The following is a 25,302-nucleotide window of genomic DNA, read 5'->3' as shown; positions in this document are numbered from 1 at the left end:
ATTACCTTATACTTCTATATTACCACCATTTTTATTGATAACATCTTTTGCTTTTTGAGAACATTGACAACCTTTGATAATTAATTTTTTAGTTAAATCACCATTAGCTAAAATTTTAACAAGTGATTTATTATTTTTAATTATTTTCTTTTTAGTTAAAAGATCTTTTGTTACAATAGTACCATCTTCTAAAATTTCTAAATCTTTTAAATTAACTACACAATATTTAATTTGATTAAAATTATGAAAACCTCTTTTTGGTATTCTTTGAAAAAAAGGTGTTTGGCCCCCTTCGAAACCTAATCTAGTTCCACCGCCAGTACGAGCTAACTGACCTTTATGACCTTTACCAGAAGTTTTACCATTACCACTACCAGGGCCGCGTCCTAAACGTTTAGTTGTTTTTCGAGCCCCTTTAATTGGTTTTAATGAATGCAATAACATTTTTTAATCGCTCTCTTTACTGACAATTTCTTTAATCAAAACCAAATGGTTAATTTTTTTAAGAATACCTCTAATAATTTGCACATCATCTTTTATAACTTTTTGATTAATTTTTTTTAAACCTAAAACATTCGCATTTTTAATTTGATTAGGGGTTCTTCCAATTAAACTTTTTTTTAAAGTAATTTCTAACTTTTTCATGTGTTTTTACCTTTGAATCTTGAAATCAAATTAATATTTCTGATTTTTTCAATATCTTTTATAGTTCTTAACTTTTGTAAACCATCCATGATAGCTCTTAAGATATTTATAGAAGTTCTTGAACCTAAAGACTTAGCTAATATATCACGAATACCTACTAATTCAAAAACAATCCTAGCTGCTCCACCAGCAATAATGCCTGTTCCTTTAACAGCAGGTTTTAATAAAGTTTTAGAAGCGCCAAACTTACCTATAATTTCGTGTGGAATAGTAGTACCTGATAAAGACACTTTAATTAAGTTTTTTTTAGCTTTTTCTAAAGCTTTTCTAATAGCATCTAAAATTTCTTGAGCTTTTGCACTCGCGAAACCAACTTGACCTTGTTTATCACCAACAACAACTAAAGCAGAAAATCTTAAACGGCGTCCGCCTTTAACTACTTTAGTAATTCTGTTAATTAAAATAACTTTTTCTTTAAAAACGCTATTAATTTTTTTAGGATTAAATTTATATCTTGGATTGTTTTCATTTATCAAAATATTAATCCTTCCTCTCTTGCAACATTTGCTAAAGCTTTGATGCGTCCATGATATAAACGTCCGTCACGATCAAAAACAACTTTTTTAATTCCTTGTTTAAGAGCTTTTTTGGCGATGATTCTACCAATTTCTATCGCTACTTTTATATTAACTATACTAGTTTTATTTTCTTTACTATGAGCACTACATAAAGTAATTCTTTTTTGATCATCAATTATTTGAGCATAAAAATATTTATTAGAATAAAAAACATTCAAACGAGGTCTTTCAGAAGTACCTATTATTTTTTTTCTTAAACGTAAATGGCGTTTTTTACGTAAATTTTTAGATGATTCTTTATTTATCATTTTTAAAATAGATATCCTTTCTTATTTTTTAGTACTTTTTCCTGCTTTACGATGAACATAAGCACCGAATAAATGGATTCCTTTTCCATTGTAAGGTTCCGGTTTTCGTAATTTCAATATTTTACCGCTCATTTCACCTACAATTTGTTTATCTATACCTTTTAAAATAATTTCTTTATTTTTGATAATTTCCACTTCTACATTATCATAAATAGGTACAGTGATAGCATGAGAGAAACCTAAATTAAAAATTAAATTTAAACCTTCTTTTTTAACATGGTAATCTAAACCAACAATTTCAATTTTTTTAACAAATAATTTGATCAAACCTTGAATCATATTAAATAATATGGCTCTTGTAGTACCATGAATTTTTTTCATAAAAACTTGATCATGAGAATTTGAAATATGAATTAAATTATCTTTAATATCAATTTGTAACAACGGATTTATTTGATATTTTAGATGATGCGCCGAAGACATAACATGTATTAAATTATTTTCTTTAAGTTCAACTTTTATTCCTTCAGGAATTAAAATGGCTTTTTTACCTATTCGTGACATTTAAAACTCCTTATTTAACACCTTCCCCTTCATAAAATTTAGGGGGTCCCAACCACTAAAATAAATTTTAGTTTTGATGAGGTTTGTAGCACAAGTTCACTAACATAAACCTTCGCAGATACGATAGATTATCTGCTTTAAACAACATTTGGACATACTCTGCCCTAATATTTTTAACAATATTTTATTTTGTTAATTTAGCTATTTTTAAATATGTTTTCTTATTAAAATGTTTGGAATAATAATCACTTGATATTTCTGATTATATTTATAAATATATTGACATTTAGAATATTGTTAGATAGTATAGACTAAAATATATACTTTTATAAAAAGAACCATCTTATGAATATTAAATTTAAATTACATTTAAACTAAAATCAACAATAGTAAATTAATTTTTTTATTTACTATTGTAGATTATCTAAAGAATTTCATATTTTTATTATTTTAATGCTTCACGCTTTAATTAGCGTTATATTTATCTGTTAATAAAATAGAATATCTTATATCCTTTTCCTAAAAAAGTTTATAAAATATTTTTTAGAATTACCAAATATAAGCTAAAACTTCTCCACCTACATTTTGAGATAAAGCCTCATAATCTGTTAAAATACCTTTTGAAGTTGAAATCAAAGCTATTCCTAAACCATTTAAAACTCTAGGTATATTTTTAACAGAAACTTGATTAGATACTCTTCTTAAACCTACAATGGTTCTTTGATTTTTGCCATTATATTTTAAATTAATAATGATATTTCTTTTAGAATTATCTAAATAAAAATTTCTTATAAAGCCTTCTTGTTTAATAACTTCTAACATTTTTATTTTTAATTTAGAAACAGGAACTGTAACTGTATTATGATACATAATATTAGCATTACGTATTCTTGTTAATAAATCAGCAATAGGATTTGTAATCATATTCTTTTGATCCTTTACCAACTAACTTTCTTAACACCAGGTAATTCACCTTTATTTGCTAATTCACGAAATTTAATTCGGGAGATTCCGAATTTTCTAATATATCCTCTTGGTCGACCATCAATTTGATCTATATTTTTTAAACGCACTGGCGAAGATTGTACTGGAAGAAGAGATAAACCTTTATAATCTTTGTTCTTTTTTAATTCAAGACGTTTTTCTCTATATTTTAAAAAAATTTCTCTTTGTTTTTGATTTTTCACAATTTTAGATTTTTTCGCCACAAAACATCTCCTTAATCTTTTTTTATTTTTATTGAGTAAAATATTTTATTTTCTGAAAGGCATACCATAAAATGATAACAATTTTTTAGCATCTACATCATTTTTAGCTGTAGTTACAATACAAATGTCCATTCCATAAACCTTTTGAACTCTATCTAAATCAATTTCAGGAAAAACAATTTGTTCTTTTATTCCTAACGAATAATTACCTCTACCATCGAAAGATTTAGGACTAATTCCTCTAAAATCTCTTGTTCTAGGCAAAACTATTTTAATTAATTTATGTAAAAAAAATTCTTTTTTATGCCCTCTTAAAGTAACTTTTAATCCGATAGGCATTCCTTCTCTTAATTTAAAATTAGAAATTGATTTTTTAGCTTTAACAACTACAGGTTTTTGTCCGCTAATTAAAGTTAATTGTTCTCGAAAATCATCTAAAATTTTCTCATTAGCAACAGCTGTACCAATACCCATATTAATAACTATTTTATCTATTTTAGGAACTTGCATTACTGATTTAAAATTAAAAATTTCTTTTAAAGCAAAAAATGAATTTTTTGTGGTATTTTCAATATTTTCTTTTTTCATTTACTTTCTACCTTCTTCATTATGAAACATCTATTAAAGTGCCTGTTTTTTTTGAATAACGAACTTTACGGCCTGATTCATAACGATAACCTACACGAGTTGGAACTTTTTTCTCAGGATCTATTAAAGATATATTAGAAATGTGAATCGGCATCTCTTCTCGAACTATATTACCTTTTTCACCGTCTTTAGAGGAAGTTTTGTGTTTAATAGCTATATTTATACCTTCAACTAAAACTTTTTGTTCTTTAAAAAAAATTTTTATTACTTTACCAGTTTTAACAGTTTTATTACCGTGCTCATCTATTATAAAACGATCTTTACCTGAAAGAATAGTTACTATATCTCCAACTTTAATATACATCTTTTTCCTCATATTACAAAAACTTTTTCAGCTAAAGAAATAAATTTAGAAAATTTACTATCTTTTAATTTTTGATTTTTAACTACAGGACCAAAAATCCTTGTTCCTTTTAAAGTCATATCATCTTTAATAATAACTACAGCGTTATCATCAAATTTAATATAAGAACCATCTTTACCAGATAAACCTTGTTTAGTTCTTAAAATCAAAGCTTTAGTCACTTCCCCTGCTTTAACTAAACCAGAAGGAATAATTTTTTTAATAGAAACTACAACAACATCGCCTATCTGAGCATAACGTTTTTTACTTGAACCAGGAATATTAATAACCAAAACTTCTTTAGCTCCGCTATTATCAGCTACTTTTAAACGAGTATTTCTTTGAATCATATTATTTATTTACCTTGTTTTTACTTAAAATAATATTCAATAAACGAAATTTTTTAGTTTTAGATTTAGGTCTGCTTTCTTCAAAAGAAACAAAATCACCTAATTTAGCTGCTTCATTTTCATCATGAATATAAAATTTGCTTGTTTGTTTGATTCTTTTACCATATAAACGATCTTTATTATAATAATCTACTGCAACAACAATTGTTTTTTGCATTTTATCAGAAACAACAACACCTCTAAGAGTTTTTCTATTGTTCTCACGCATACTTTTTAACCTCTTTTATAAAAATATTTTATAAAACTCCAATGTCAAAAAATTATAAACTCATTCAAATATTTCTTTGATATTTTTACAAATTAATAATTTAAGAAAAATTGTTTTATTTATCTAAAGAATTATCTTTTTTTTGTATAGAATCTTCTTTTGCTACAGAATTTTCATGATCTAAAGTAGAAACTGATTGATTTTTTACTTTTGTATTTTCATCTACATTATTAATTTTAGCAATTTCTTTTTCACGTATAATTGTTTTGATTTGTTTTATAATTTTTTTTATTTTACGAATACGAGACGTATCTTTCAATTTAACTAAATTTAATTCCATTCTTGCATTAAATAATTCTTCTTTTAAAGAAAAAATTTTTTTATCCATTTCTTCTTTAGATAATTTACGAATTTGTTCGATTGTCATTATTCTTGGCCTCTTTTAACTATTTTAGTAGTAATAGGTAATTTGTGAGAAGCCAATCTCAAAGCTTCTATTTCTATCTTATCTAAATTATTAACGTCACTAACTTCAAAAAGAACTTTGCCTCTTTTGACAACTGCAACCCAAAGTTCAGGACTACCTTTACCAGAACCCATTCGCACCTCTAAAGGTTTTCTAGTTAAAGATAAGAACGGGAAAATATTAATCCAAACTTTTCCTTCTCTTTTCATATGACGTGTCATTGCGATACGAGCAGATTCTATTTGTTGACTAGTAATCCAAGCTCCTTTTTTAGCTATTAAACCATAATTACCATTGATTATTTTGTTTTTACCTTTAGATTTGCCTTCGTAACTTATACGATGAGGGCGACGATATTTAGTCTTTTTTGGCATTAACATAATTATTATGTCCCCTTTTTTATTATATTAAGACGTATTTTTTTGAAAATCTTTCTTTTCAGTAAATTTTCTTTTATTAAAATTTTTTCTATTTTCATATGGATTAGGTTGAGCAGCAAATATTTGTCTAGTATCTGCGATAGTCTTATTAGGTAAAACTTCTCCATGATTAATAATCACTTTAACGCCTAAAACACCATAAGTTGTATGAGCTTCTTCAAAAGCATAATCGATATCAGCTCTTAAAGTATTCAAAGGGACAACGCCCATTGCAACAGATTCTTGTCTAGCTTTTTCAGCGCCTCCTAAACGACCTGTAATAATGATTTTAATACCTTTAACGCCGCTTCTTAAAGCTTTTTGCATAGCATTTTTTTGAACAGCTTTATAAAAAGCTCTTTGTTGCAATTGCATAGCAATGTTTTGGGCTACTAAAACAGCGATTTTATTAACTGCTTTCACTTCAAAAACATTAATTTGAACTTTTTTATTGATTAATTTTTCTATTTTCTGAATCAAATTAATTTTATTCTTATTTTCTTGACCTTGAACAAGACCTATTTTGCAAGTATATAATTCAATTTCAACAAATTCATCATTAGATTTTTTCAAACGCTTTATTTCTATTTGTGAAATAGTTACTTTAGGATAATGATTTTTAATTAAATTTCTTATTCGAAAATCTTCAACAATTAAAGCAGGAACTTGTTTATGTTCGCCATACCATTTAGATTCCCAAGTTCTAATTATTCCTAATCTTAAACCATTAGGATTACTTTTTTGACCCATTTGTTTTCATCTCCTGAGTTTCTTTTTTATAATTAGAAACAAATATTGTTATATGGCTTGTTCTCTTTTTTCTTTTATCTGTTTTACCTTTTGCTCTTGGAAACAAACGAGGTAAACGAATACCTTCATTAACAAATATTTCCTCTACATATAAATCATCTATATTAAAATTAAAATTATGAACAGAATTAGCAACAGCACTTTTTAACAATTTAGCCAAAATTGGAGAGGCAGATCTAGGAGTAAACATTAAAATAGATTCAGCTTCTTTAATTTTTTTGCCACGAATTAAATCGACAACTAAACGTGTTTTTCTAGGTGTTACAGGTACTTGTTTTGCAACAGCTTTAACTTTCATTTAAATACCTTCTTTAAATTATTTTTTTGGATTTTTTTTATCGCCTTTAGAATGACCACGGAAAACACGAGTAGGTGAAAATTCTCCTAATTTATGACCAACCATATCTTCTATAATAGAAGTGACTATATACTTATTTCCGTTATAAACAGCAATTTTATGACCGATAAAATCAGGTAAAATTATACTTCTGCGTGAATGCGTTTGAATAATTTTTTTTACTTTATCCTTATTTTGTTTCATTACTTTCATCAATAATGATTTATCGCAAAAAGGACCTTTTTTAATTGAACGAGCCATATTTATTATATTTCCATTCTATTTTTTACGACTTTTTAAAATTAAACTATTAGAACTTTTATTTTTTTTACGTGTTTTAACACCTAGAGCTTTTTTACCCCAAGGAGTCATAGGAGCTTTACGACCGATAGGAGCACGTCCTTCACCACCACCATGAGGATGATCGTTAGGATTCATAGCTGAACCTCTAACTGTAGGTCTTATAGATAAATAACGAGTTCTTCCCGCTTTACCATTACGAATTAATTTATGAAATTCATTTCCTATAATACCTATTGTCGCTTTACATTCAGCTAAAACTTTTCTTATTTGTCCAGAAGATAAATTTAAAACAACATATTTACTTTCTTTTTTAACAATTTGTGCTGAAGTACCCGCGCTACGAGCTAATTGACCACCTTTACCAGGTTTTAATTCGACATTATGAACTAAAAAACCCTCAGGAATATTCTTTAAAGGCAAAGAATTACCAACTCTAATATCAGATTTTTCTCCTGAATATATTTTATCTCCTACTTTAATATCTTTAGGAGTCAAAATATATCTTTTTTCGCCATCTATATATTTAACTAAAGAAATATTGCAATTACGATTAGGATCGTATTCTATAGTAGATAATACCCCAGGGATATCATATTTATTACGCTTGAAATCTATAAGACGGTATTTTTGTTTAACTCCGCCACCACGATGTCTTACTGTTATCTTCCCTTGGTTATTCCTACCTCCTGTACTCTTTTGAGCAACTAATAGGCTTTTTTCAGGCTTAGACGTCGTAAGTTCTATAAAGTCTTGTAATCTCATATTACGACGTCCATTAGATGTAGGCTTATATGTTTTAATAGCCATAAATAATAAACCTTTCTTGAATTTGACAAAAGTTATAATATATTTTATTTATTATCTTCAGTAAAAATTTTGATTCTTTGACCCGGCACTATTTTAACAATTGCTTTTTTATAAGCAGAAGTGTACCCTTGAAATTTACCTTTTTTTTTGAATTTAGGTAATACATTAATAATATTCACAGAAACAACTTTTACTTTAAAAATACGTTCTATATATTTTTTTATTTCTATCTTATTAGAATCTTTTTTAACCTTAAAAGTATATTCATTATGACTTTCCATTTTTTTATTAGTAACTTCAGTAGTAATAGGAGCTTGAATTATATCATAATATTGCAACATTATTTAAAGACCTCTTCTAAAATATCAATAGATTTCTTAGTCATAAGAATAAATTTTGCACTTAAAATTTGATAAACACTAACATGTGAAACAGTTTCTAAAGTTACTTGTGGTAAATTATTAGTGCAACGAATTAAATTATTATTAAAATCATCCACTTGTAGTTCGTCTACTATTATTAAAACTTTATTTTTTCCTATTTTCATTTTATTTAACAAATTTTGAAAATTTTTTGTTTTATAATTATCCATTTCGAAATGGTCGATTACAATTAAACTATCTTTTTCTTTTTGCAAAGTCAAAGCAGAATTCATAGCTAATTTTCTAATTTTAGCATTAATCTTAAAAGAATATTTTCTTGGTTTAGGTCCGAAAGCAACTCCACCACCTCTCCATAAAGGAGAACGAATAGAACCATGACGAGCATTACCTGTTCCTTTTTGGGCCCAAGGTTTTCTACCACCACCTGAAACATTAGCTCTATTTTTAGTGCAATGAGTCCCTTGGCGCATAGCTCCTCTTTGTTGATTTACAACATCATATAAAACTTGTTGATTAGGTTTAATGCCAAAAATATTCTCAGATAAAACTATTTCTGATATAAATTCGCCTTGTTGATTGAAAACATTACACTTAGGCATTATGCAACTTCCTTATCATTTTTTTTAACAGCAGATTTTATAACTACAAAACTTTTTTTATTTCCAGGAATGCTTCCATGAATTAAAAACAACCCTTTTTCTATATCAACATCATAAAGTGTTAAATTTTGTATAGTAACTTGTTCATTACCCAACTGCCCTGGTAATTTTTTACCTGTAATATTACCTTTAATAGGTCCCATAGAACCAGGTCTTCTATGATATCTAGAACCATGACTCTCAGGACCACGACTTTGATTATGTCTTTGAATAGAACCCGAAAAACCTTTTCCTTTACTGATTCCTATAACATCTATTATTTCTTTAGAAACAAAAAAATTATTATCTAAAACAGTTCCTTCTTGCAAATCTTTCAATTCATTATTTTCATGAGATGCAAAAGAAATTTCTCTAACAAAATACTTAGGTTCAGTGTTGGATTTATTAAAATGACCTTTTAAAGGTTTGTTTGTTAATTTTTCTTTTTTAGAATCAAATCCTAATTGAGTAGCTTGATAACCATCTTTTTCAATAGTTTTTTGTTGTAAAACAACATTACCAGAAATATCAACCACAGTAATAGGAATAAAAAAACCTTTTTCAGTTAAAATTTGAGTCATGCCTAATTTTTTTCCTAAAATTCCTTTAGCCATCTTATCCTCTTTCTTTAAATAGACAAATTGACATCCTCCCCTAAAAGAAGGAAATTCCTAATACTAAAATATTTTAGTTTCGGTGCAGTTTCTGCTTCACAGGTTTACTCATGCACACCTCCACAGATACAATATCTACTTTAACAGATATTTAAACATACTTATTGTCTTAATATTTTTAACAATATTTTATTTTATTAATATAACTATTAGTATTTTTTAAATTTTTATTTTATTTTTTTTCTTTAAAAAAATATTAACAGCAGAAGGTAAATTGATATACATTAAAGCGTCTATTATTTGTGAACCAGGATCAATAATTTGAATTAAACGTTTATGTGTAAAACGTCCAAATTGTTCTCTACTATCCTTATTAACAAACGGAGAACGAATTACAGTAAAAATTTCTCTTTTTGTTGGCAAAGGTATCGGACCTTTAATTTTTGCCCCTATTTTAGTAATACTATTAATAATTTTTTTTGCTGCTTGATCAATTAAAAAATGATCATAAGTTTTTAAAATAATTTTTATAACTTCCTTGTTCTGAGACACTGTAATTAATACACCCTTCATAAAAATATATTCACAATATTAAAAATAATTTTATAATTTTGTGTTAAAATAAAAAAATATTTTTAAAATAAGAAGTTTTTTTTAATAAAATAAAAAACAATTTTATATTTTTTAATATTCAATGCTAAAAATTCAGAAAAATTCAATATTATAAAATATAAAATTCATATATACCTTTATAAAAAGGTAATTATTTATTAAAAAAGACAATCATCTTAATTATATACGAAAAAAATATATCATTACAATAAAAATTAAATTGATATTATCATATAATTTTTTTAAATTAAAACGCTTTATATAATAAATATTAACAAAAAAACATTAAAATAGATAAGAAAATAAACAAAAAATTAATTTTTTACAAGGTTTTTTTATAAAAAGAATATTTAAAAATTTTTAGAGGCTACTCTCAATTTAGCGGAAGCACTTCTAGAATTTAATTTTATTTCCTCTTTACTTGGATAAATAATTTTTTTATTAATAATTCTTAAGGGATTAGGTGGTAATTGTTCTTCTAAAATTGGTATTTTAGGATGTATTTGACATTGACTATTTTTTTTAAAAAAATGTTTGACTATACGATCTTCTATAGAATGAAAACTTATAACTAAAATTCTACCATTAGGGTTTAATAATTGAAGACTTTGATTTAAAGCTTCTTCTAAATTTTTTAATTCTTGATTAACTTCTATCCTTAAAGCTTGAAAAATTCTTTTGGCACTATGACCTCTTTTTTTATTCATATAAGCGGGGTAAAATTTATCAGTAATCGAAACTAATTCTAAAGTATTCCTCAAAGGTCTTCTTTTAATTATTTCCCGAGATATTAAAGAAGCTTTAGGTTCTTCGCCATAAAGAAAAAAAATTTTTTTTAAATCTAAGAAACTATAAGTATTAACAATATAAGCTGCATTTATTTTTTGTTGTGTATCTATCCTCATATCTAAAAAAGAATCACGTAAATAACTAAATCCTCTGTTATCATCTTCAATTTGAGACGAGGACAAACCCAAATCAAAAACAATACCATCAATAGCTGAAATATTTCGTTCTAATAATTCTTTTTTTAAATAAGCAAAATTATTATGAATCAAACATATTTGTTTTCTATTCTTAAATTTTTTTTGACATTTTTCAATCGCTAAATAATCCCAATCAAAAGAATATAAAAAACCTTCATGGATTTGATTTAAAATAGATTCACTATGTCCTCCATCGCCTAAATTAGCATCTACATATATACCTTGCGGATTTATATTTAAATATTCTATAATTTCTTTATTTAAAACTGGAACGTGTTTAACTAATGACAATTTTGTACAACCTCATAATTATCTAAATTGTTTTGTGAATTAAATGTTTTTATTTAAACACAATTTCAAAATTATTATTAATAATTTCTGATAAAGCTTTACTTAATATTTTTTTACCTTCAATATCGGAAACATCTAATTGTTCAGTTTCCATAACATGAGCGATTTTAGCAGATACATAAGATAATTTATATTTAGAATCAATTACTTTTAATAATTCGTCGATAGAAGGATAATTCAAACCTTCTTTTTTTTCTTTATACATATGAACACTTCCTTTATTGTAAAATATCTTTAAAATAATAACCAATACTATTTTTAGTTTTAGAACGTTCGGCCACAATAATAGAATTAATTTTATAAACAGCATTTTCTATTTCATCATTCAACACAATATAATCATATTTATAAGCTAATTTAATTTCCTGATCTGCTTTTAATATTCTTTTTTGCAGATTTTCTTCTGTTTCAGTATTTCTTTTTTGTAAACGTTCTTTTAAAATGTCTTTAGTCAAAGGAGAGATAAAAATAAAAACACAATCTTTATTAATTTTATGTTTTCTTATTTGTAAAGCACCTTTAATATCAATTTCTAAAAGAATTTCTCTACCTTCTTCAATTTTTTGTAAAGTTTGTTTATAAGGAGTACCATAATAATTATCAATAAATTTACTATGTTCTAAAAAAAATTTTTCTTTTATTTTCTTTTTAAAATCTAGTTTGCTAATAAAAAAATAATCTTTACCTTCTATTTCCCCAATCCTTGGTTCTCTTGTAGTGTAAGAAACAGAATAGTAAAAATTATTTTTCTCTTGTTTTAATAAAGATTTTGTAATGACTCCTTTACCAACTCCAGAAGGTCCTGAAATTATTATCATAAACCCTTTTTTATGTGATTCCATAATTTACCCTCTGTCATTTTATATAAATTTTTCAAAAATCAAATAACTAAATTTAACAACTTATTTTTAATATAAATAACTTTTAAAATTTTGCGATTCTTTACTAAAAAACTAATTTTATTGTCTTTTAAAGCTTTTTGAAAAATTTCATCTTGATTTTCATTTTCTGGAATCCAAATTTTAGATTTTAAATTACCATTTATTTGAATAACAATTTCAATTTTTTTATTCAATATTAATGTTTCATTAAAAGAAGGCCAAGAAGAATAAACTAACTCTTCTTTAGAATGTAAAAACATTTTATTTAACTCTTCTGTCAAATGAGGAGCAATAGGATTTAATAATTGTAAAAAAATTCTCATTTGATAATGATTTATTTTTTTGTTTTTATAAACTTGATTAGTAAAAATCATTAATTGACTAATAACTTTATTAAATTTCAATTTTTCATAATTATCAGTAATAATTTTGATAGTTTGATTTAATAAAAGCTCTAAGTCAACGCACTCACTCTCTACTAAAAATAACGAAAACATATTATAAACTCTATTTAAAAAACGCTGAATTCCTTTAAAACCTAATTCATTCCAAACTTTATCATCTTCTAAAGGTCCTAAAAACATAATATAAAGTCTTGTAACATCCGCGCCATATTTTTCTAAAATTATAGAAGCATTCACACTGTTATCTTTAGATTTGCTCATTTTTAAATTATCTTTGCCTAAAATCATACCTTGATTAACAATTTTTTGAAAAGGCTCTTTAACAGAAATCAAACCTAAATCATATAAAAATTTATGCCAAAAACGAGCATACAATAAATGACCTACAGCGTGTTCTTTACCACCAATATAAAGATCTACAGGTAAAAAATAATCTAAATTTTGTTTAGCTTCATCAGTATTTAATTTTTGCATACCATGAAGATTTTGCAAAATATAACCTATATAATACCAAGAACTACCAGCAGTTTGTGGCATCGTATTAGAATCTCTTTTATATGTTTGACCATTTTTTTGAAAATACAACCAAGAATCAACTTTAGATAAAGGAGATTGTTCGTCGCCTGAATTATGGATTTTATTTAATAAAGGCAATTCTACAGGTAAATTCGCATCTTCTTCAAGATAAATATTATTTTGTTCATCATAATAAACAGGAAAGGGCTCGCCCCAATATCTTTGACGTGAAAAAATCCAATCACGCATTTGATAGGTGAAATGAATTCGCCCTAATTTATCTTTGGTTGATATTTCAATAATTTTATTATTAGCCTCTTCAACATTTAAACCGTTTAAAAAAGAACTATTTGCTAAAATATCTTTGTCTGATATCGGATAATATTTTTCTAAATTTTGGAAACATGAATCAGTTGTTTTACATTCAACAATCGACAATATCTCTAAATTATATTTTTTAGCAAAATCAAAATCTCTCTCATCACAAAAAGGAACAGACATAACACCGCCTGTACCATAATAAGGCAAAACATAATCAGAAATCCAAATAGGAATTTGTTTTTTAGTAAAAGGATGAATAGCATAACTACCAGTAAAAACAGCTGTTTTTTGTTTATTAATTTGTCTATTCAATTCTGTTTTATTTTTAGTTTCAGCTAAATATACATTAACATCATCAATATGATCTTTTTTTGTTAATTTAAAAACTAAAGAATGTTCAGGTGATAATACTAAAGCACTAACGCCGAAAATAGTCATAGGTTTAGTTGTGAAAATTTCTAAAATATCATTATATTCCGACAAAACAGAAAAGTAAAAAATAAAACCTTTCTTTTTACCTATCCAATTCGATTGAATATTCTTTAATTGAGAAGGCCAATCTAATAATTCTAAATCTTTTAAAAGTCTATCCAAAAAAGAAGTAATTTTTAAAACCCATTGTTTCATTTTTTTCTTAACAACTGGATAATTTCCTCTTTCAGAAAAAAGACCTTTTTCTGTTGAAATAATTTCCTCATTAGCTAAAACTGTTCCTAATTTTTCACAAAAATTCACTTCTACATCTTGTAAAACTGCTATTTTATTTTCATAAAATTTTTTGAACATCCATTGGGTCCAACCATAAAAAGAAGGATGAGAAGTTGACAATTCTTTATCCCAGTCAACTCCTTTTCCTAACATTTTAATTTGTTTTTTAAAATTATTTATATTTTGATAAGTAAAAGATCTAGGATTATGTCCTGTTTTTAAAGCATACTGTTCAGCAGGCAAACCAAAAGAATCCCAACCAAAAGGATGTAAAACATTATATCCTTGCATACGTTTAAACCTATTAACAATATCACTGGCAGTATAACCTTCGATATGACCAATATGTAAACCAGAAGAAGAAGGATACGGAAACATATCTAAACAATAAAATTTTTTTTTAGAAAAATCTTTTTTTGTTTGAAAAATTTTTTTTATTTCCCAATGACGTTGCCATTTTAATTCTATCTGATGAAAATCATAATTCAACATAAAAACCCTTTTTTCCTACAGCATATAAAAATGTATATAATGAATAATTAAAATTATGACAAATAACTTTGAATATGTTTGACAACATCTTTTATTGTTTTAAATTGTTGCATAGCTTCATCGCTAATTTTAATTTTAAAAGTCTTTTCTAATTCGATAACTAATTCAACAGCATCAAAAGAATCTAAATTTAAATCTTCTTTTAATCTTGTTTCTAACAAAATTATTTCTTCTTTAATAGATTTCTTTTCAGAAATAATTTGCTGAATTTTCTCAAAAACCATTATCAATAATCCTTTGCATAAATTGTTATTAACATCTTTATTTGAAAATTAACTAAATTTAAATAAATTAAATAGAACTAAAATTATATATTATTATATAATATTTTTTTATATTTTTCGTTATATAATACATAAATAAATTCATACTTATTAATAAGAGACTAAGTTATTCTTTTTTTAAAAAATTTCAACTATTAAAATTATTCTTTAAGACTGTAAATGAAATAAATAATACCATATCTCATAGAATTAAAGAAATATAATTTGTATTTTAGAAAGAGTTTAAGCTTTTTTATATTTCACTAGTTTTCAAAAATATTTTTTCTAATATTTTTACCCCTAAACTATATATTTAATTAAAAAATTAAAAAATCATACAAATAACAAAAATAATTTTTTTATGTTAATACGCAAATAATTAATAAACAATTTTAATTTCTAAAAAGTAATTTTTTTAGAATTAATCGAAATTTTCTAATGTTTCTATATTTTGAAACTCAATCGAGTACAAAAAAAGACTCTCAAAATGAGAATCTTGATTTGATGAAAAATAAATTTTTTTGGTTAATTTTATTATGTTTTTGAAATAAAAAACTTGTGAATTTCAAGTTCGTTTTAAGATTTTTTATTTTTATTATTTGAATTATTTTTTTTAGGTTTTAGAAAATATTCATTATATTCATAACAAGAATGTATAATTTTAACAAATTCTTTCTTTAAAATTTAAACATGCTTTTCTATTTCTGTTGAATCCAAACTATTTATTTTATTAAGTGATTCTAGAAATTTGTAACTTTGCTTTTGAATTTCTTTATATTCGTTGTCTTCAATGCCAGAATCTTTTTTAGAATGATTAATATTTAATTCTAAATGATAACAAGTAATATTAAGAAAAGTATCATAACCAGTATCAAGGTGGGGTATTTAAACAATAAAAAAATTCTCATTTTTTTGATTTTTTTTATACCATTTTTCAACTCAATCCATTCATTAATTTTTTCTAAAATTTGTTTAAATTTGTCTTTTTGATATCCATTCACTAACAAAACAATTGAAGCGTAAAGAAAACGATGATGAATTCTACTTATAATTTGTTTATAAACAAATTCTAAATCTGATGGACTATAATAATTCTTAGTTTCAATAATATATTCCAAATCATCATCTAAAGAAATTAAAACATCTACTTTACTATGTCCTTTTTTAGATTCTCTATAAACTTTTTTACCTATGTTTTCGAAATTTTCTGAAATATAAGAATTCATAAAATCTTCATCAAATTTAGTTTCATGGAAAGATTTCAATAAATCTTCATTACTTTCAAAATTTGTCATAATTTTATCTAAAAATTGCATTATTTCTAATATTTCATCTTGTTTTATCAAAACCAAAATTATGTATTATTCTTTTTATTTTTAAAAAAATTGAATAAAACATCTTGGGGTGATTACACATGTCGAAAATAATTTAATTTTAGGATCGTAAGCATCTTTCCATGGAGATTCATTATGAGTTGATTCGCTAAGTTGTGTAGCATTCATATGACCAAAATCATTAAAAACTTGTTCTAAAATTTCTTTTTGTTCTTTATTCAAAGATAACTTAGTCATTTTGTCACTGAAATCAAAAGATAATTGAAAATTTTGTTTTTGAAATTCTTGTTTTAAAGTTTCTGCATAAACAGCAGAAATCACAGGACCATAAGGCCATACTTCGATCGATTCTTGAAATAAAACTTTGTTATATTTAGCTAAAAAATAACCTTGCGCATAATAAAGTAATTTTTACATTTTTGTTTTGTTGATATGTTTATCTTTTTTTACAAAAAAATGAGCAACATCAAAAACATTAATTTGATTATTTTTATTTTTCACAACAAACACCTTTTTTTAATTTTTTTGAATTATTGTTATGATAACATTTTTAAGTTAGTTTAAAAGAATTTTTAAAAAGCAAAAAAATGTCTAAACTTTTGGAGCATTGCAGTTTTTTGAAAAGATAAACATTTCTATTAGAAAATTAATTATAAATTAAATCTTCTAAATAAAAAAGAAAAAGAATTTAAATAATTAAATTAGAATTAAAGTAAACATTGATTTATTATTCTTAGAAAAGTTTCTTCTTGTATATATGTCCACCTATCTTTTATACTTGTACATTTAAACTAATTTTTCTATTTCTTCTTTATTGATTGTTTCTTGTTTTAATAATAAATTAGCTATTTTATCTAATAAATCTTTGTTTTCTTTCATAATTTTTTTGGCTATATTCATACATTCATCTATTATTTTTTTAATTTCAGTTTTAACTATTTCGTCATTATAAAAAACATTGTCTTGAGTTTGAATAGGACCTAAATCACTCATCCCTAATTTAGTTACCATTTTGGTCGCTATTTGAGTGGCAGCTTTAAAATCTCCATAAGCTCCATTAGAAATATCATCAAAAATTAGTTCTTCTGCCGCTCTTCCTCCTAAATAAGAAATGATATTCGCCAACATTCTTTTTTTAGAAGAAAAGAAAGTTTCTTTCTCAGGCAACATTAAATTATAGCCACCAGCATTTCCTCTAGGAATAATAGTGACTTTGTGTACTTTTTGAGCATGTTCTAATTTTAAACCAATAACTGCATGTCCGGCTTCATGATAAGCTACCATTTTTTTTTCTTCTTCATCATATTTACGGGATTTCTTAGCTGGCCCCATTAACACTCGATCAATTGCTTCATATAATTCTTCATTAGTAATTAATTCTTTTTTATTTCGAATAGTTAAAATAGAAGCTTCATTTAAAACAGAGGCTAAGTCAGCACCACTCATGCCTGGTGTTTGTTGAGCTAATTGATGAAAGTCAATATTAGCATCTATTTTTTTATTTTTTGCATGAACCTTAAGAATAGCTTCACGAGCTTTAATATCAGGTAAACCAACAGTAAATTTACGGTCAAATCTTCCTGGTCTTAATAAAGCAGGGTCTAACATATCAGCTCTATTAGTAGCTCCAATAATAATAATTCCTTTAGAAGTAGTAAAACCATCCATTTCAGTTAAGAGTTGGTTTAGAGTATTTTCTCTTTCTGAATTACCTATATCTTTTCCTCTTTTACTACCAATAGTATCTATTTCATCAATAAAGATTACACAAGGAGCATTATATTTAGCTTCTTGAAATAATTTTCTAAGTCTTGCGGCACCTACACCAACATATATTTCTACAAATTCAGAGCCACTAACCGCATAAAAAGGTACTCGAGCTTCACCAGCTAAAGCTTTTGCTAATAAAGTTTTACCTGTTCCAGGAGGACCTTCTAATAAAACTCCTTTTGGAATAGAAGCGCCTATTTGTTCATATTTAATAGGATTTTGTAAGAAATCAATTAATTCACGCATCTCTTCTTTTTCTTCTTCGTTTCCGGCAACATCTTGGAAAGTAAATTGAGATTTTTGTTTATTAGAAATTAAAATTTTTTTGTGAATTGAATTTGAGTTTGTTCTTAAAGAGATAAGTAGAAAAATGTTGTAACCTAAAAGAAGTGGATAAATAAAACGAAAAATATTTATAAAAAAAGATAATATAGGGATTTTATTTATTAATAAAAAGAAAGGATAAAATTCTTTTTTATATTCGTATCCTTTTATATTATATGTTTTAAATTGATTAATTATTTTATTACCTTCAGGCTCTAATATTTCTGTTGTGTATAATACATTATTAATGTCTTGGGCTTCTAATAAATAATAAAATAAATTAGTTATATCTCTACGTCCTGTATATTGAAAATTTGTAATTAATCGATTTTCAAATTTTTTTTTCATTTCTCTTAATGGAATTTTTTGTCCTTGCGGGTCCCATTTAAAAATATAATTTAAAAATAAAATTATAATAAATAAAATTATTTTTTTTTTCTTTATAAAATGAAAAATATTTTTGATCATTTTTGAAAAATATCCTTTCTTATATAAAATTAATCTAAAATATATTATTTTTTATAATAAGAGAAAAATACATAAAAAAATATTTAGAAATCGATTTTTTACTAACTACTATTAATTATATTATAAATTTAATATTAAAATGAATACTAAATAAAATTATTGTTATGCATTGAAGAACATAAATAAATTTAATTCATAATTTCAAAGAAATTTTTTGTAAATATAATTTCAATAAAAAAAACTAACTTAATAGTTAGTCTTAAAGAATTTTTAAAAAGCAAAAAAATGTCTAAACTTTAGGAACATAGCAGATTAATGTTATATTAAATATAATTTCTTTTGTTTATAAAATAAAAAAAAAAGATCTTTTTAAAAGATCTTTTTTATATATTGAGATAATACATTAACTTATTGATGTATTATCTTTTAATTTTTGTTAAATATAACTTATAGTTTTCATTTAGTTTTCTATTAAATGTTTTTCTTTGTTGTTATTTTTGTATTTTATTTTAAAAATGTTGTATCAGGACATCAATTTTATTTGAATTTTTCAGGTGTCAAACCTGCGTTTTTTAATTCTTGAACTGTAAATCCAGCTTCTTTTAATTGTTGACCTGTAAATTTATGGTCTTCAAATAATGTTTGAGCAGTTATTGCGGAATCACGGAATTGTTGAGCTGTAAATTTAGCTTGTTTTAAGTTTTCGCTTGAAAAACCAGCGTCGATGAAGTCTTGAGGTGAAAAACCAGCATCTTTGAAGTCTATATATGTAAAACTATATTTTTCTCTATAATCTTTAATTGGACAATTGATTGAGTTTTTTAAAGTTTGAGCATTAAATTTGCTATTTTTTAATTCGTTATATTTTTTATTATCTACGAAGTCTTGAGGTGTATATCCGCCATCTTTTAATTCTGTATCTGACCATGTTTTATATTGAAAGGTTTCCGCAAAACTATATCCAGCATCTTTTAATTTTTTAGCTGTAAATTCATTGTTTAAATTATTTTTTTTATTAACTTCTTCTATTTGGTCTTCTGTTAATCCAGCATCTTTTAAGTCTTCATCTGTATATCCAACTTTTTTTAAGTCTTCATCTGTACATCCAGCATTTTTTAATTCTTTAGCTGTAAATCCAGTATTTTTTAAGTCTTCAACTGTACATCCAGCATCTTTTAATTCTTTAGCTGTATATCCGCCATCTTTTAATTCTTTAGGTGTATATCCAGCATCTTGTAATTCTTTAGATGTAAATAACATTGTTCTTAAGTTTTGAACTGTCACTTGAGCATCTTTGTAATCTTGAGCTTTCCATTTAAAGTTTTGAACTGTGTTTTTTGTCTGATCCGTGCGAAGAAATTTTATTTCTTTTTCTGTACATCCAGCTTTTTTTAAGTCTTCATCTGTATATCCAGCATCTTTTAATTCTTTAGCTGTATATCCGCCATCTTTTAATTCTGTAGCTGTAAATCCAGCTTCTTTTGCTGTTGTAACATCAATTTTATCATCTTTAAATTCTTTAGCTGTATAATGAATATTTTTTAAATCTTTCGGTTGAGCTTCGAATACAAAGGTTTTTACATCTTTATGTGCATTTTCTAAGTATTTTTGAACGTCGCTTAATTTATCTTTTGCAAAAAAATCTAATAATTGTTTAGGTGTATAATTTGCTTTGTTTTTACAAAATATTAATACATCTTTCAAAGTTTCAACTTTTTGTTCTGTTGTTGTTTGTTGTGTTACTTCTGGCTGAGCTGCTGTTGTTGCTTCTGGAGTTGCTATTTCTTGTTTGTTAGCAACTGTTGCATCTTTTGCTTGTTGTGTTACTTCTGGCTGAGCTGCTGTTGTTGCTTCTGGAGTTTTTGTTTTGTTACAAAAATGACAAGCTGCTGCTATTCCTACAACTGAAATTATTAATAAAGTTGCAATAATTATTGTATTTTTATTAAATGTTGGTTTGATATTTAAATTTTTATCATTTATAAAATGTTTTAACCTTTCTTAAATTAAAAAAATAAACTTTTGAAATTATTGTGTAATACAATTTTAAACAAATTTTATAATTATATTTATTTTCAATGCCTCATTTCATTTCAAAATTTTTATAAAAGTTTTAAAAGATTTATAAAAAAATTAAGTGTTCTATTTTTAATTGAATTAAATCTTTAAAAATTTTAAAATCTTTTATGTTTTTATTATATATCAAAACAACAACAATATAAACATAATAAAACAAATTTTTTCTTTAAAAAAAATATAACTTTTTAAATTTATTTATAAATATTATAATAAACGTATTATGTTTTATAAAAATTTATCATAATAATTGTTATTGAATTGTAATAATATTAGTTATTATTATAAATAATGTTATAAAATATTATTGTATGTAAAATAATTTAATTTATATTAAAAAGGATAATTAAAAATGGCAAATATTAAGCAACAAAAAAAACGCATTAGAACAAATGAAAAACGTAGATTATTGAGAAAAAATTTTAAATCTTCTTTAAAAACTTTTATTAGTAATTTTAATAAATGTATTGCTAATGGAGAAAAAGATAAAGTTAATTTACTTTTCAATATTATTAATAAAAAATTAGATAAAGGTCAATCTAAAAAGATTTATCATAAAAATTTTATATCTAGGAATAAATCTCATTTGTCTAAATTATTAAATAGCATGTCTAAATGAAATAATCTTATATTTAAAAAATTATTTTTTAAATATTTTTTGTGTTTTAAAATAAAATAGAAATTTAAAATTTTAAATAATTCGAAATTAGTAATTGAAATTTAATTAAAAGGAATTCTCTTTGTTATATGTTAGATTTGAAATTTATTCTTTGTAATATAGATCTAGTTTATACAAAACTTAAAAAGAGAGGTATAGAACCATCTTTTTTAGAGAAACTTATTTATTTAGATAAAGATAGAAAAAAAATTATTCAAGAAATAGAAAAAAAAAGATTTTACAAAAATAATTTAACTAAAAATATTGTAGAATTAAAGATACAAAATAAATTAGATGATAGTTTTTTCCAAAAAGAACAAATTTTAAAAAAAAATTTAAAAGAATTAGAAAGACAATGTCAAGAAATTGAACAAAATATTTTTGATATTTTAACTAACATTCCTAATTTGCCTCACGATTCAGTTCCTTATGGTATATCTGAGCAAGATAATATAGAGATATTTCGTTCTCCTGAAAATAATAAAATGTCTTTTTCTCCTAAAGATCATGTAGAATTAGGAACTAAATTAAATATTTTAGATTTTGAAAAAGCAGCTAAAATAACTGGTAGTAAATTTGTTGTTTTAAAAGGGTCGGGTGCCAAATTAGAAAGAGCTTTAATTAATTTTATGATTGATACTCATCTTTCTAGAGGTTATCAAGAATTTTTACCACCTTTTATTGTGAATGAACAATCTATGTTTGCTACAGGACAACTCCCTAAATTTAAAAAAGAACTTTTTCAGTTAAATTTAGAAAAACAAAGTTGGTATTTAAATCCAACAGCTGAAGTACCTATTATTAATTTACATCGAAACGATGTTTTAGATATCTCTCAATTACCTTTAAAATATGTTAGTTGTACTACTTGTTTTAGACAAGAAGCAGGAGCTGCTGGTAAAAATACCAAAGGTATTTTAAGACAAAAACAATTTAATAAAGTAGAATTAATTCAATTTGTAGAACCGCAATTTTCTTATTCAGCTTTAGAAAAAATATTAAAAGATTCTGAATACATTTTACAACAATTAAAATTACCATATAGAGTAGTTGTTTTATCTACCGGTGATTTAGGTTTTAGCATGAGTAAAACTTATGATATTGAAGTATGGTTACCAGGACAAAACAAATATTGTGAAATAGCTTCTATAAGTAATGCCGAAGACTTTCAAGCTAGGAGAGCCAACATTAAATTTATACGAGATAAAAAAGCAAAAAGGCAATATTTACATACTTTAAACGGTTCTGCTTTAGCTATAGGCAGAACAATGATGGCGATTTTAGAAAATTACCAAGATAAAGAAGGACACATTAAAATCCCAACAGTTTTACATAAATATATGGGTATAGATTTGATTAAATAAAGTGATAAATTTATTTAAATTTTTTTAATATTTATTAATGTTATTACAAGGACAAAATTTATTATGAACAAAATACAACATTTTTTTAACAATATTAATTGGAAACATATTGTCTATTTAATTTCAGTTATCTTAATAATGGGTTTGATTGCGTGTATTTGGAATTTTTTGCCCAAAGACAAAGATTATAATATAAACACCCTTTTGACAGAAATTAATGAAAACCAAATACAAATAATAGAACCTTATCTTCAAGATAATCCTTTGAAAACAATGTATGATTTAAAAATTACAAAAAAGAATGATAAATCTATAAGATTGCTGAATATTAATAAATCAGAATACAATGAAATTACACAAAAAATACAAAATACAGATATTTCTTTAAAAGGTGTTGTGGAATCTACTCCATATTTTGGCCTTGCACCTTTTTTAGGAGCTTTAAAACTATCTGTTTCAATAATTTTTTATTTTCTTATGTTCAAATTTTTAACTAATACTGCGAATCAATTAATGGACCATTTTGTTGATAAAAATAAAACACAACAAAGTAAAAATTCAATGAAACAGCCAATATTAACTTTTAAAGATATTGCGGGTGCAGAAGAAGAAAAAGAAGAATTACAAGAATTAGTAGATTTTTTAAAAAATCCTAAAAAATATTTTTTAATGGGCGCTAGAATCCCTAAAGGTGTTTTATTATCTGGTCCTCCTGGAACTGGTAAAACATTATTAGCTAAAGCTCTTGCTGGCGAAGCTAAAGTACCTTTTTTTGCAGTTTCAGGATCAGAGTTTGTAGAGATGTTTGTAGGTTTAGGAGCTTCTCGTATTAGAAGTTTATTTAAATCGGCTCAAAAACATTCTCCTTGTATTATTTTTATAGATGAAATTGAAACTTTAGCACGCAAAAGAGGTATGGCTTATGGTAATACTGAACAAGAACAAACTTTAAATCAGTTATTGATTGAGTTAGATGGTTACAATCAAAATCAAGGAGTTATTGTTATTGCTGCCACAAATCAACCTGATTTTCTAGATCCAGCTTTATTAAGACCAGGAAGATTTGATCGTCGTTTCATTGTGAATTTACCAAGCGTTAAAGATAGAGAAGCGATTTTAAAATTACACTCTTTAAATAAAAAAATTGCTTCTGATGTGGATTTAGAAGAATTAGCTAGATTAACTCCAGGTTTTAGCGGAGCTCAATTAGAAGGTATTTTAAATGAAGCAGCTTTATTAGCTACTAGAAATAATTCTTTAGTTATCGATAAAAAGATTATTAGTGAAGCTACAGATCGTATTTTAATTGGTTTAGCTAAAAAAAGTATTAAATATTCTGATAAAGAAAAAAAAATGATATCTTATCACGAAGCAGGTCATGCTATTATCGGAATCAAATTACCAGATGCACGTAAGGTTCAAAAGGTCACTATTATTCCGCGTGGTCTTTCAGGTGGATATAATTTAATGTCTAATGAAGAGGAAAGTTTTTTTTCATCTAAAAAACAATTATTAGCTGAAATTACTTCTTTCTTAGGTGGACGAGCAGCAGAAGAACTTTTTTTAGATGATGTTTCTAGTGGTGCTTATCAAGATTTTAAAATGGCTACTAATATTGCTAAAAAAATGGTTACTATTTTCGGAATGAGTGATTTAGGTTTGGTTCAATTTGAAGAAGGAAATAGTTTTCATAAAACTTTTTCGGATCCAAAAGCTCTAGAAATCGATCAAACTATTCAAAAAATTATATGGAATTGTTACGAATTAGCTAAAAAAACAATTTCTGAAAATAAAGAATGTTTTTTTAAAATTGCAGAATATTTATTGGAAATCGAAACTTTAAATCAAAAAGATATTCAAGAAATAGTTGAAACTAATAAATTAGGTTGGTTCGATAAACAAAAAGAAAAAGAAAAATTGGGTAAACGTTCGAATGAAGAAAATACTCCAGATTATAAAAAACCAGAAGAAACTGATTCTAAGGTGGATGAAACTTCATTAGAACAAAAAAAACAAGATTAAAAT

General features: G+C 25.0%; 32 protein-coding genes and 1 pseudogene. 3 read left to right on the top strand and 30 right to left on the bottom strand.

Features of this window, described 5'->3' with window-relative positions; all coding sequences use genetic code 11:
- Nucleotides 1–6: 6 nt before the first annotated feature.
- From rplO to AADV48_RS00095, 30 genes and pseudogenes are all read right to left on the bottom strand, one after another.
- A complete protein-coding gene (gene rplO / locus AADV48_RS00240; protein ID WP_341266614.1) occupies nt 7–444 on the bottom strand; it encodes a 50S ribosomal protein L15 in 438 nt (145 codons plus the stop codon).
- 3 nt (nt 445–447) lie between these two features.
- Nucleotides 448–645 (bottom strand): 50S ribosomal protein L30, encoded by a 198-nt coding sequence (gene rpmD, locus AADV48_RS00235; RefSeq protein WP_341266613.1) that lies wholly within the window; start codon nt 643–645, stop codon nt 448–450.
- A complete protein-coding gene (gene rpsE, locus AADV48_RS00230) occupies nt 642–1,178 on the bottom strand; it encodes a 30S ribosomal protein S5 (RefSeq protein ID WP_423064662.1) in 537 nt (178 codons plus the stop codon). Before rpsE ends, rpmD begins: the two co-directional genes overlap by 4 nt.
- Entirely contained in the window at nt 1,178–1,531 is a 354-nt protein-coding gene (gene rplR / locus AADV48_RS00225; RefSeq protein ID WP_341266612.1) for a 50S ribosomal protein L18, read from the bottom strand. The genes rpsE and rplR overlap by 1 nt, the downstream gene beginning before the upstream one ends.
- Nucleotides 1,532–1,552: 21 nt before the next feature.
- Nucleotides 1,553–2,095 carry a 50S ribosomal protein L6 gene (rplF, locus tag AADV48_RS00220; protein WP_341266611.1) on the bottom strand — a complete coding sequence of 181 codons (543 nt, stop codon included), beginning with the start codon at nt 2,093–2,095 and terminating at the stop codon, nt 1,553–1,555.
- A 549-nt stretch (nt 2,096–2,644) separates the two neighbouring features.
- Nucleotides 2,645–3,019: a 30S ribosomal protein S8 gene (gene rpsH, locus AADV48_RS00215; protein ID WP_341266610.1), complete on the bottom strand. Its 375-nt coding sequence runs from the start codon at nt 3,017–3,019 to the stop codon at nt 2,645–2,647.
- 14 nt (nt 3,020–3,033) lie between these two features.
- Nucleotides 3,034–3,303, bottom strand: coding sequence for a 30S ribosomal protein S14 (rpsN, locus tag AADV48_RS00210; protein WP_341266609.1), 270 nt, complete (start codon nt 3,301–3,303; stop codon nt 3,034–3,036).
- 45 nt (nt 3,304–3,348) lie between these two features.
- Nucleotides 3,349–3,891: a 50S ribosomal protein L5 gene (gene rplE, locus AADV48_RS00205; protein ID WP_341266608.1), complete on the bottom strand. Its 543-nt coding sequence runs from the start codon at nt 3,889–3,891 to the stop codon at nt 3,349–3,351.
- A 19-nt stretch (nt 3,892–3,910) separates the two neighbouring features.
- Complete coding sequence (gene rplX / locus AADV48_RS00200) at nt 3,911–4,255, bottom strand: 50S ribosomal protein L24 (protein ID WP_341266607.1); 345 nt, start codon at nt 4,253–4,255, stop codon at nt 3,911–3,913.
- 8 nt (nt 4,256–4,263) lie between these two features.
- The gene (gene rplN / locus AADV48_RS00195) at nt 4,264–4,644 is read right to left on the bottom strand and encodes a 50S ribosomal protein L14 (protein ID WP_341266606.1); all 381 of its coding nucleotides are present in this window, start codon (nt 4,642–4,644) and stop codon (nt 4,264–4,266) included.
- Nucleotide 4,645: 1 nt separating this feature from the next.
- Nucleotides 4,646–4,912 carry a 30S ribosomal protein S17 gene (gene rpsQ, locus AADV48_RS00190; RefSeq protein WP_341266605.1) on the bottom strand — a complete coding sequence of 89 codons (267 nt, stop codon included), beginning with the start codon at nt 4,910–4,912 and terminating at the stop codon, nt 4,646–4,648.
- A gap of 115 nt (nt 4,913–5,027) precedes the next feature.
- Nucleotides 5,028–5,339, bottom strand: a complete 312-nt coding sequence (gene rpmC / locus AADV48_RS00185) for a 50S ribosomal protein L29 (protein ID WP_341266604.1) — start codon at nt 5,337–5,339, stop codon at nt 5,028–5,030.
- Nucleotides 5,339–5,758, bottom strand: a complete 420-nt coding sequence (rplP, locus tag AADV48_RS00180; protein ID WP_341266603.1) for a 50S ribosomal protein L16 — start codon at nt 5,756–5,758, stop codon at nt 5,339–5,341. Before rplP ends, rpmC begins: the two co-directional genes overlap by 1 nt.
- Nucleotides 5,759–5,785: 27 nt before the next feature.
- Nucleotides 5,786–6,547, bottom strand: a complete 762-nt coding sequence (gene rpsC / locus AADV48_RS00175) for a 30S ribosomal protein S3 (protein ID WP_341266602.1) — start codon at nt 6,545–6,547, stop codon at nt 5,786–5,788.
- Nucleotides 6,531–6,905 carry a 50S ribosomal protein L22 gene (gene rplV, locus AADV48_RS00170; protein WP_341266601.1) on the bottom strand — a complete coding sequence of 125 codons (375 nt, stop codon included), beginning with the start codon at nt 6,903–6,905 and terminating at the stop codon, nt 6,531–6,533. The genes rpsC and rplV overlap by 17 nt, the downstream gene beginning before the upstream one ends.
- Before the next feature lie 18 nt (nt 6,906–6,923).
- On the bottom strand, nt 6,924–7,205 hold the full coding sequence (gene rpsS, locus AADV48_RS00165; RefSeq protein WP_341266600.1) for a 30S ribosomal protein S19: 282 nt from the start codon (nt 7,203–7,205) through the stop codon (nt 6,924–6,926).
- A gap of 18 nt (nt 7,206–7,223) precedes the next feature.
- Nucleotides 7,224–8,054: a 50S ribosomal protein L2 gene (gene rplB, locus AADV48_RS00160; RefSeq protein ID WP_341266599.1), complete on the bottom strand. Its 831-nt coding sequence runs from the start codon at nt 8,052–8,054 to the stop codon at nt 7,224–7,226.
- A gap of 44 nt (nt 8,055–8,098) precedes the next feature.
- Entirely contained in the window at nt 8,099–8,395 is a 297-nt protein-coding gene (gene rplW / locus AADV48_RS00155; protein ID WP_341266598.1) for a 50S ribosomal protein L23, read from the bottom strand.
- Complete coding sequence (rplD, locus tag AADV48_RS00150) at nt 8,395–9,036, bottom strand: 50S ribosomal protein L4 (protein ID WP_341266597.1); 642 nt, start codon at nt 9,034–9,036, stop codon at nt 8,395–8,397. The genes rplW and rplD overlap by 1 nt, the downstream gene beginning before the upstream one ends.
- Entirely contained in the window at nt 9,036–9,689 is a 654-nt protein-coding gene (rplC, locus tag AADV48_RS00145; RefSeq protein WP_341266596.1) for a 50S ribosomal protein L3, read from the bottom strand. Before rplC ends, rplD begins: the two co-directional genes overlap by 1 nt.
- A 219-nt stretch (nt 9,690–9,908) precedes the next feature.
- On the bottom strand, nt 9,909–10,262 hold the full coding sequence (gene rpsJ / locus AADV48_RS00140; protein WP_423064655.1) for a 30S ribosomal protein S10: 354 nt from the start codon (nt 10,260–10,262) through the stop codon (nt 9,909–9,911).
- A 389-nt stretch (nt 10,263–10,651) separates the two neighbouring features.
- On the bottom strand, nt 10,652–11,578 hold the full coding sequence (gene rsmH, locus AADV48_RS00135; RefSeq protein WP_341266594.1) for a 16S rRNA (cytosine(1402)-N(4))-methyltransferase RsmH: 927 nt from the start codon (nt 11,576–11,578) through the stop codon (nt 10,652–10,654).
- A 49-nt stretch (nt 11,579–11,627) separates the two neighbouring features.
- A complete protein-coding gene (rpoZ, locus tag AADV48_RS00130; protein WP_341266593.1) occupies nt 11,628–11,843 on the bottom strand; it encodes a DNA-directed RNA polymerase subunit omega in 216 nt (71 codons plus the stop codon).
- 13 nt (nt 11,844–11,856) lie between these two features.
- Nucleotides 11,857–12,480 carry a guanylate kinase gene (gmk, locus tag AADV48_RS00125; RefSeq protein WP_341266592.1) on the bottom strand — a complete coding sequence of 208 codons (624 nt, stop codon included), beginning with the start codon at nt 12,478–12,480 and terminating at the stop codon, nt 11,857–11,859.
- 38 nt (nt 12,481–12,518) lie between these two features.
- Nucleotides 12,519–14,960, bottom strand: a complete 2,442-nt coding sequence (leuS, locus tag AADV48_RS00120) for a leucine--tRNA ligase (protein ID WP_341266591.1) — start codon at nt 14,958–14,960, stop codon at nt 12,519–12,521.
- A 53-nt stretch (nt 14,961–15,013) separates the two neighbouring features.
- The gene (acpP, locus tag AADV48_RS00115; protein ID WP_341266590.1) at nt 15,014–15,244 is read right to left on the bottom strand and encodes an acyl carrier protein; all 231 of its coding nucleotides are present in this window, start codon (nt 15,242–15,244) and stop codon (nt 15,014–15,016) included.
- Between the two features lie 866 nt (nt 15,245–16,110).
- Nucleotides 16,111–16,635, bottom strand: coding sequence for a hypothetical protein (locus AADV48_RS00110; protein ID WP_341266589.1), 525 nt, complete (start codon nt 16,633–16,635; stop codon nt 16,111–16,113).
- A 24-nt stretch (nt 16,636–16,659) separates the two neighbouring features.
- Nucleotides 16,660–17,016: pseudogene (locus AADV48_RS00105) on the bottom strand (Panacea domain-containing protein); the annotation flags it as partial.
- A gap of 387 nt (nt 17,017–17,403) precedes the next feature.
- Nucleotides 17,404–19,179 (bottom strand): ATP-dependent zinc metalloprotease FtsH, encoded by a 1,776-nt coding sequence (gene ftsH / locus AADV48_RS00100; protein WP_341266588.1) that lies wholly within the window; start codon nt 19,177–19,179, stop codon nt 17,404–17,406.
- A 537-nt stretch (nt 19,180–19,716) separates the two neighbouring features.
- Entirely contained in the window at nt 19,717–20,883 is a 1,167-nt protein-coding gene (locus tag AADV48_RS00095) for a hypothetical protein (protein ID WP_341266587.1), read from the bottom strand.
- Between the two features lie 724 nt (nt 20,884–21,607).
- On the opposite strand from AADV48_RS00095, the gene rpsT reads away from it, so the two are divergent.
- From rpsT to ftsH (AADV48_RS00080), 3 genes are all read left to right on the top strand, one after another.
- Nucleotides 21,608–21,874, top strand: coding sequence for a 30S ribosomal protein S20 (rpsT, locus tag AADV48_RS00090; protein WP_341266586.1), 267 nt, complete (start codon nt 21,608–21,610; stop codon nt 21,872–21,874).
- Nucleotides 21,875–22,002: 128 nt separating this feature from the next.
- Entirely contained in the window at nt 22,003–23,277 is a 1,275-nt protein-coding gene (gene serS / locus AADV48_RS00085) for a serine--tRNA ligase (RefSeq protein ID WP_341266585.1), read from the top strand.
- A gap of 63 nt (nt 23,278–23,340) precedes the next feature.
- Nucleotides 23,341–25,299: an ATP-dependent zinc metalloprotease FtsH gene (ftsH, locus tag AADV48_RS00080; protein WP_341266584.1), complete on the top strand. Its 1,959-nt coding sequence runs from the start codon at nt 23,341–23,343 to the stop codon at nt 25,297–25,299.
- Nucleotides 25,300–25,302: the final 3 nt, after the last annotated feature.

The sequence above is a fragment of the Candidatus Phytoplasma fraxini genome (assembly GCF_038024965.1).
Classification (GTDB): Bacteria; Bacillota_I; Bacilli_A; order Acholeplasmatales; family Acholeplasmataceae; genus Phytoplasma; species Phytoplasma fraxini.
This window is presented reverse-complemented; position numbering and strand designations above follow the sequence as displayed.

What these genes read in the sequence shown, in the direction of transcription:
- rplO (WP_341266614.1), bottom strand. Translation starts at nt 444, where the DNA reads ATGTTATTGCATTCATTAAAACCAATTAAAGGGGCTCGAAAAACAACT.
- rpmD (WP_341266613.1), bottom strand. Translation starts at nt 645, where the DNA reads ATGAAAAAGTTAGAAATTACTTTAAAAAAAAGTTTAATTGGAAGAACC.
- rplR (WP_341266612.1), bottom strand. Translation starts at nt 1,531, where the DNA reads ATGATAAATAAAGAATCATCTAAAAATTTACGTAAAAAACGCCATTTA.
- rplF (WP_341266611.1), bottom strand. Translation starts at nt 2,095, where the DNA reads ATGTCACGAATAGGTAAAAAAGCCATTTTAATTCCTGAAGGAATAAAA.
- rpsH (WP_341266610.1), bottom strand. Translation starts at nt 3,019, where the DNA reads ATGATTACAAATCCTATTGCTGATTTATTAACAAGAATACGTAATGCT.
- rplE (WP_341266608.1), bottom strand. Translation starts at nt 3,891, where the DNA reads ATGAAAAAAGAAAATATTGAAAATACCACAAAAAATTCATTTTTTGCT.
- rplX (WP_341266607.1), bottom strand. Translation starts at nt 4,255, where the DNA reads ATGTATATTAAAGTTGGAGATATAGTAACTATTCTTTCAGGTAAAGAT.
- rplN (WP_341266606.1), bottom strand. Translation starts at nt 4,644, where the DNA reads ATGATTCAAAGAAATACTCGTTTAAAAGTAGCTGATAATAGCGGAGCT.
- rpsQ (WP_341266605.1), bottom strand. Translation starts at nt 4,912, where the DNA reads ATGCGTGAGAACAATAGAAAAACTCTTAGAGGTGTTGTTGTTTCTGAT.
- rpmC (WP_341266604.1), bottom strand. Translation starts at nt 5,339, where the DNA reads ATGACAATCGAACAAATTCGTAAATTATCTAAAGAAGAAATGGATAAA.
- rplP (WP_341266603.1), bottom strand. Translation starts at nt 5,758, where the DNA reads ATGTTAATGCCAAAAAAGACTAAATATCGTCGCCCTCATCGTATAAGT.
- rpsC (WP_341266602.1), bottom strand. Translation starts at nt 6,547, where the DNA reads ATGGGTCAAAAAAGTAATCCTAATGGTTTAAGATTAGGAATAATTAGA.
- rplV (WP_341266601.1), bottom strand. Translation starts at nt 6,905, where the DNA reads ATGAAAGTTAAAGCTGTTGCAAAACAAGTACCTGTAACACCTAGAAAA.
- rpsS (WP_341266600.1), bottom strand. Translation starts at nt 7,205, where the DNA reads ATGGCTCGTTCAATTAAAAAAGGTCCTTTTTGCGATAAATCATTATTG.
- rplB (WP_341266599.1), bottom strand. Translation starts at nt 8,054, where the DNA reads ATGGCTATTAAAACATATAAGCCTACATCTAATGGACGTCGTAATATG.
- rplW (WP_341266598.1), bottom strand. Translation starts at nt 8,395, where the DNA reads ATGTTGCAATATTATGATATAATTCAAGCTCCTATTACTACTGAAGTT.
- rplD (WP_341266597.1), bottom strand. Translation starts at nt 9,036, where the DNA reads ATGCCTAAGTGTAATGTTTTCAATCAACAAGGCGAATTTATATCAGAA.
- rplC (WP_341266596.1), bottom strand. Translation starts at nt 9,689, where the DNA reads ATGGCTAAAGGAATTTTAGGAAAAAAATTAGGCATGACTCAAATTTTA.
- rpsJ (WP_423064655.1), bottom strand. Translation starts at nt 10,262, where the DNA reads ATGAAGGGTGTATTAATTACAGTGTCTCAGAACAAGGAAGTTATAAAA.
- rpoZ (WP_341266593.1), bottom strand. Translation starts at nt 11,843, where the DNA reads ATGTATAAAGAAAAAAAAGAAGGTTTGAATTATCCTTCTATCGACGAA.
- gmk (WP_341266592.1), bottom strand. Translation starts at nt 12,480, where the DNA reads ATGGAATCACATAAAAAAGGGTTTATGATAATAATTTCAGGACCTTCT.
- leuS (WP_341266591.1), bottom strand. Translation starts at nt 14,960, where the DNA reads ATGTTGAATTATGATTTTCATCAGATAGAATTAAAATGGCAACGTCAT.
- acpP (WP_341266590.1), bottom strand. Translation starts at nt 15,244, where the DNA reads ATGGTTTTTGAGAAAATTCAGCAAATTATTTCTGAAAAGAAATCTATT.
- ftsH (WP_341266588.1), bottom strand. Translation starts at nt 19,179, where the DNA reads ATGATCAAAAATATTTTTCATTTTATAAAGAAAAAAAAAATAATTTTA.
- rpsT (WP_341266586.1), top strand. Translation starts at nt 21,608, where the DNA reads ATGGCAAATATTAAGCAACAAAAAAAACGCATTAGAACAAATGAAAAA.
- serS (WP_341266585.1), top strand. Translation starts at nt 22,003, where the DNA reads ATGTTAGATTTGAAATTTATTCTTTGTAATATAGATCTAGTTTATACA.
- ftsH (WP_341266584.1), top strand. Translation starts at nt 23,341, where the DNA reads ATGAACAAAATACAACATTTTTTTAACAATATTAATTGGAAACATATT.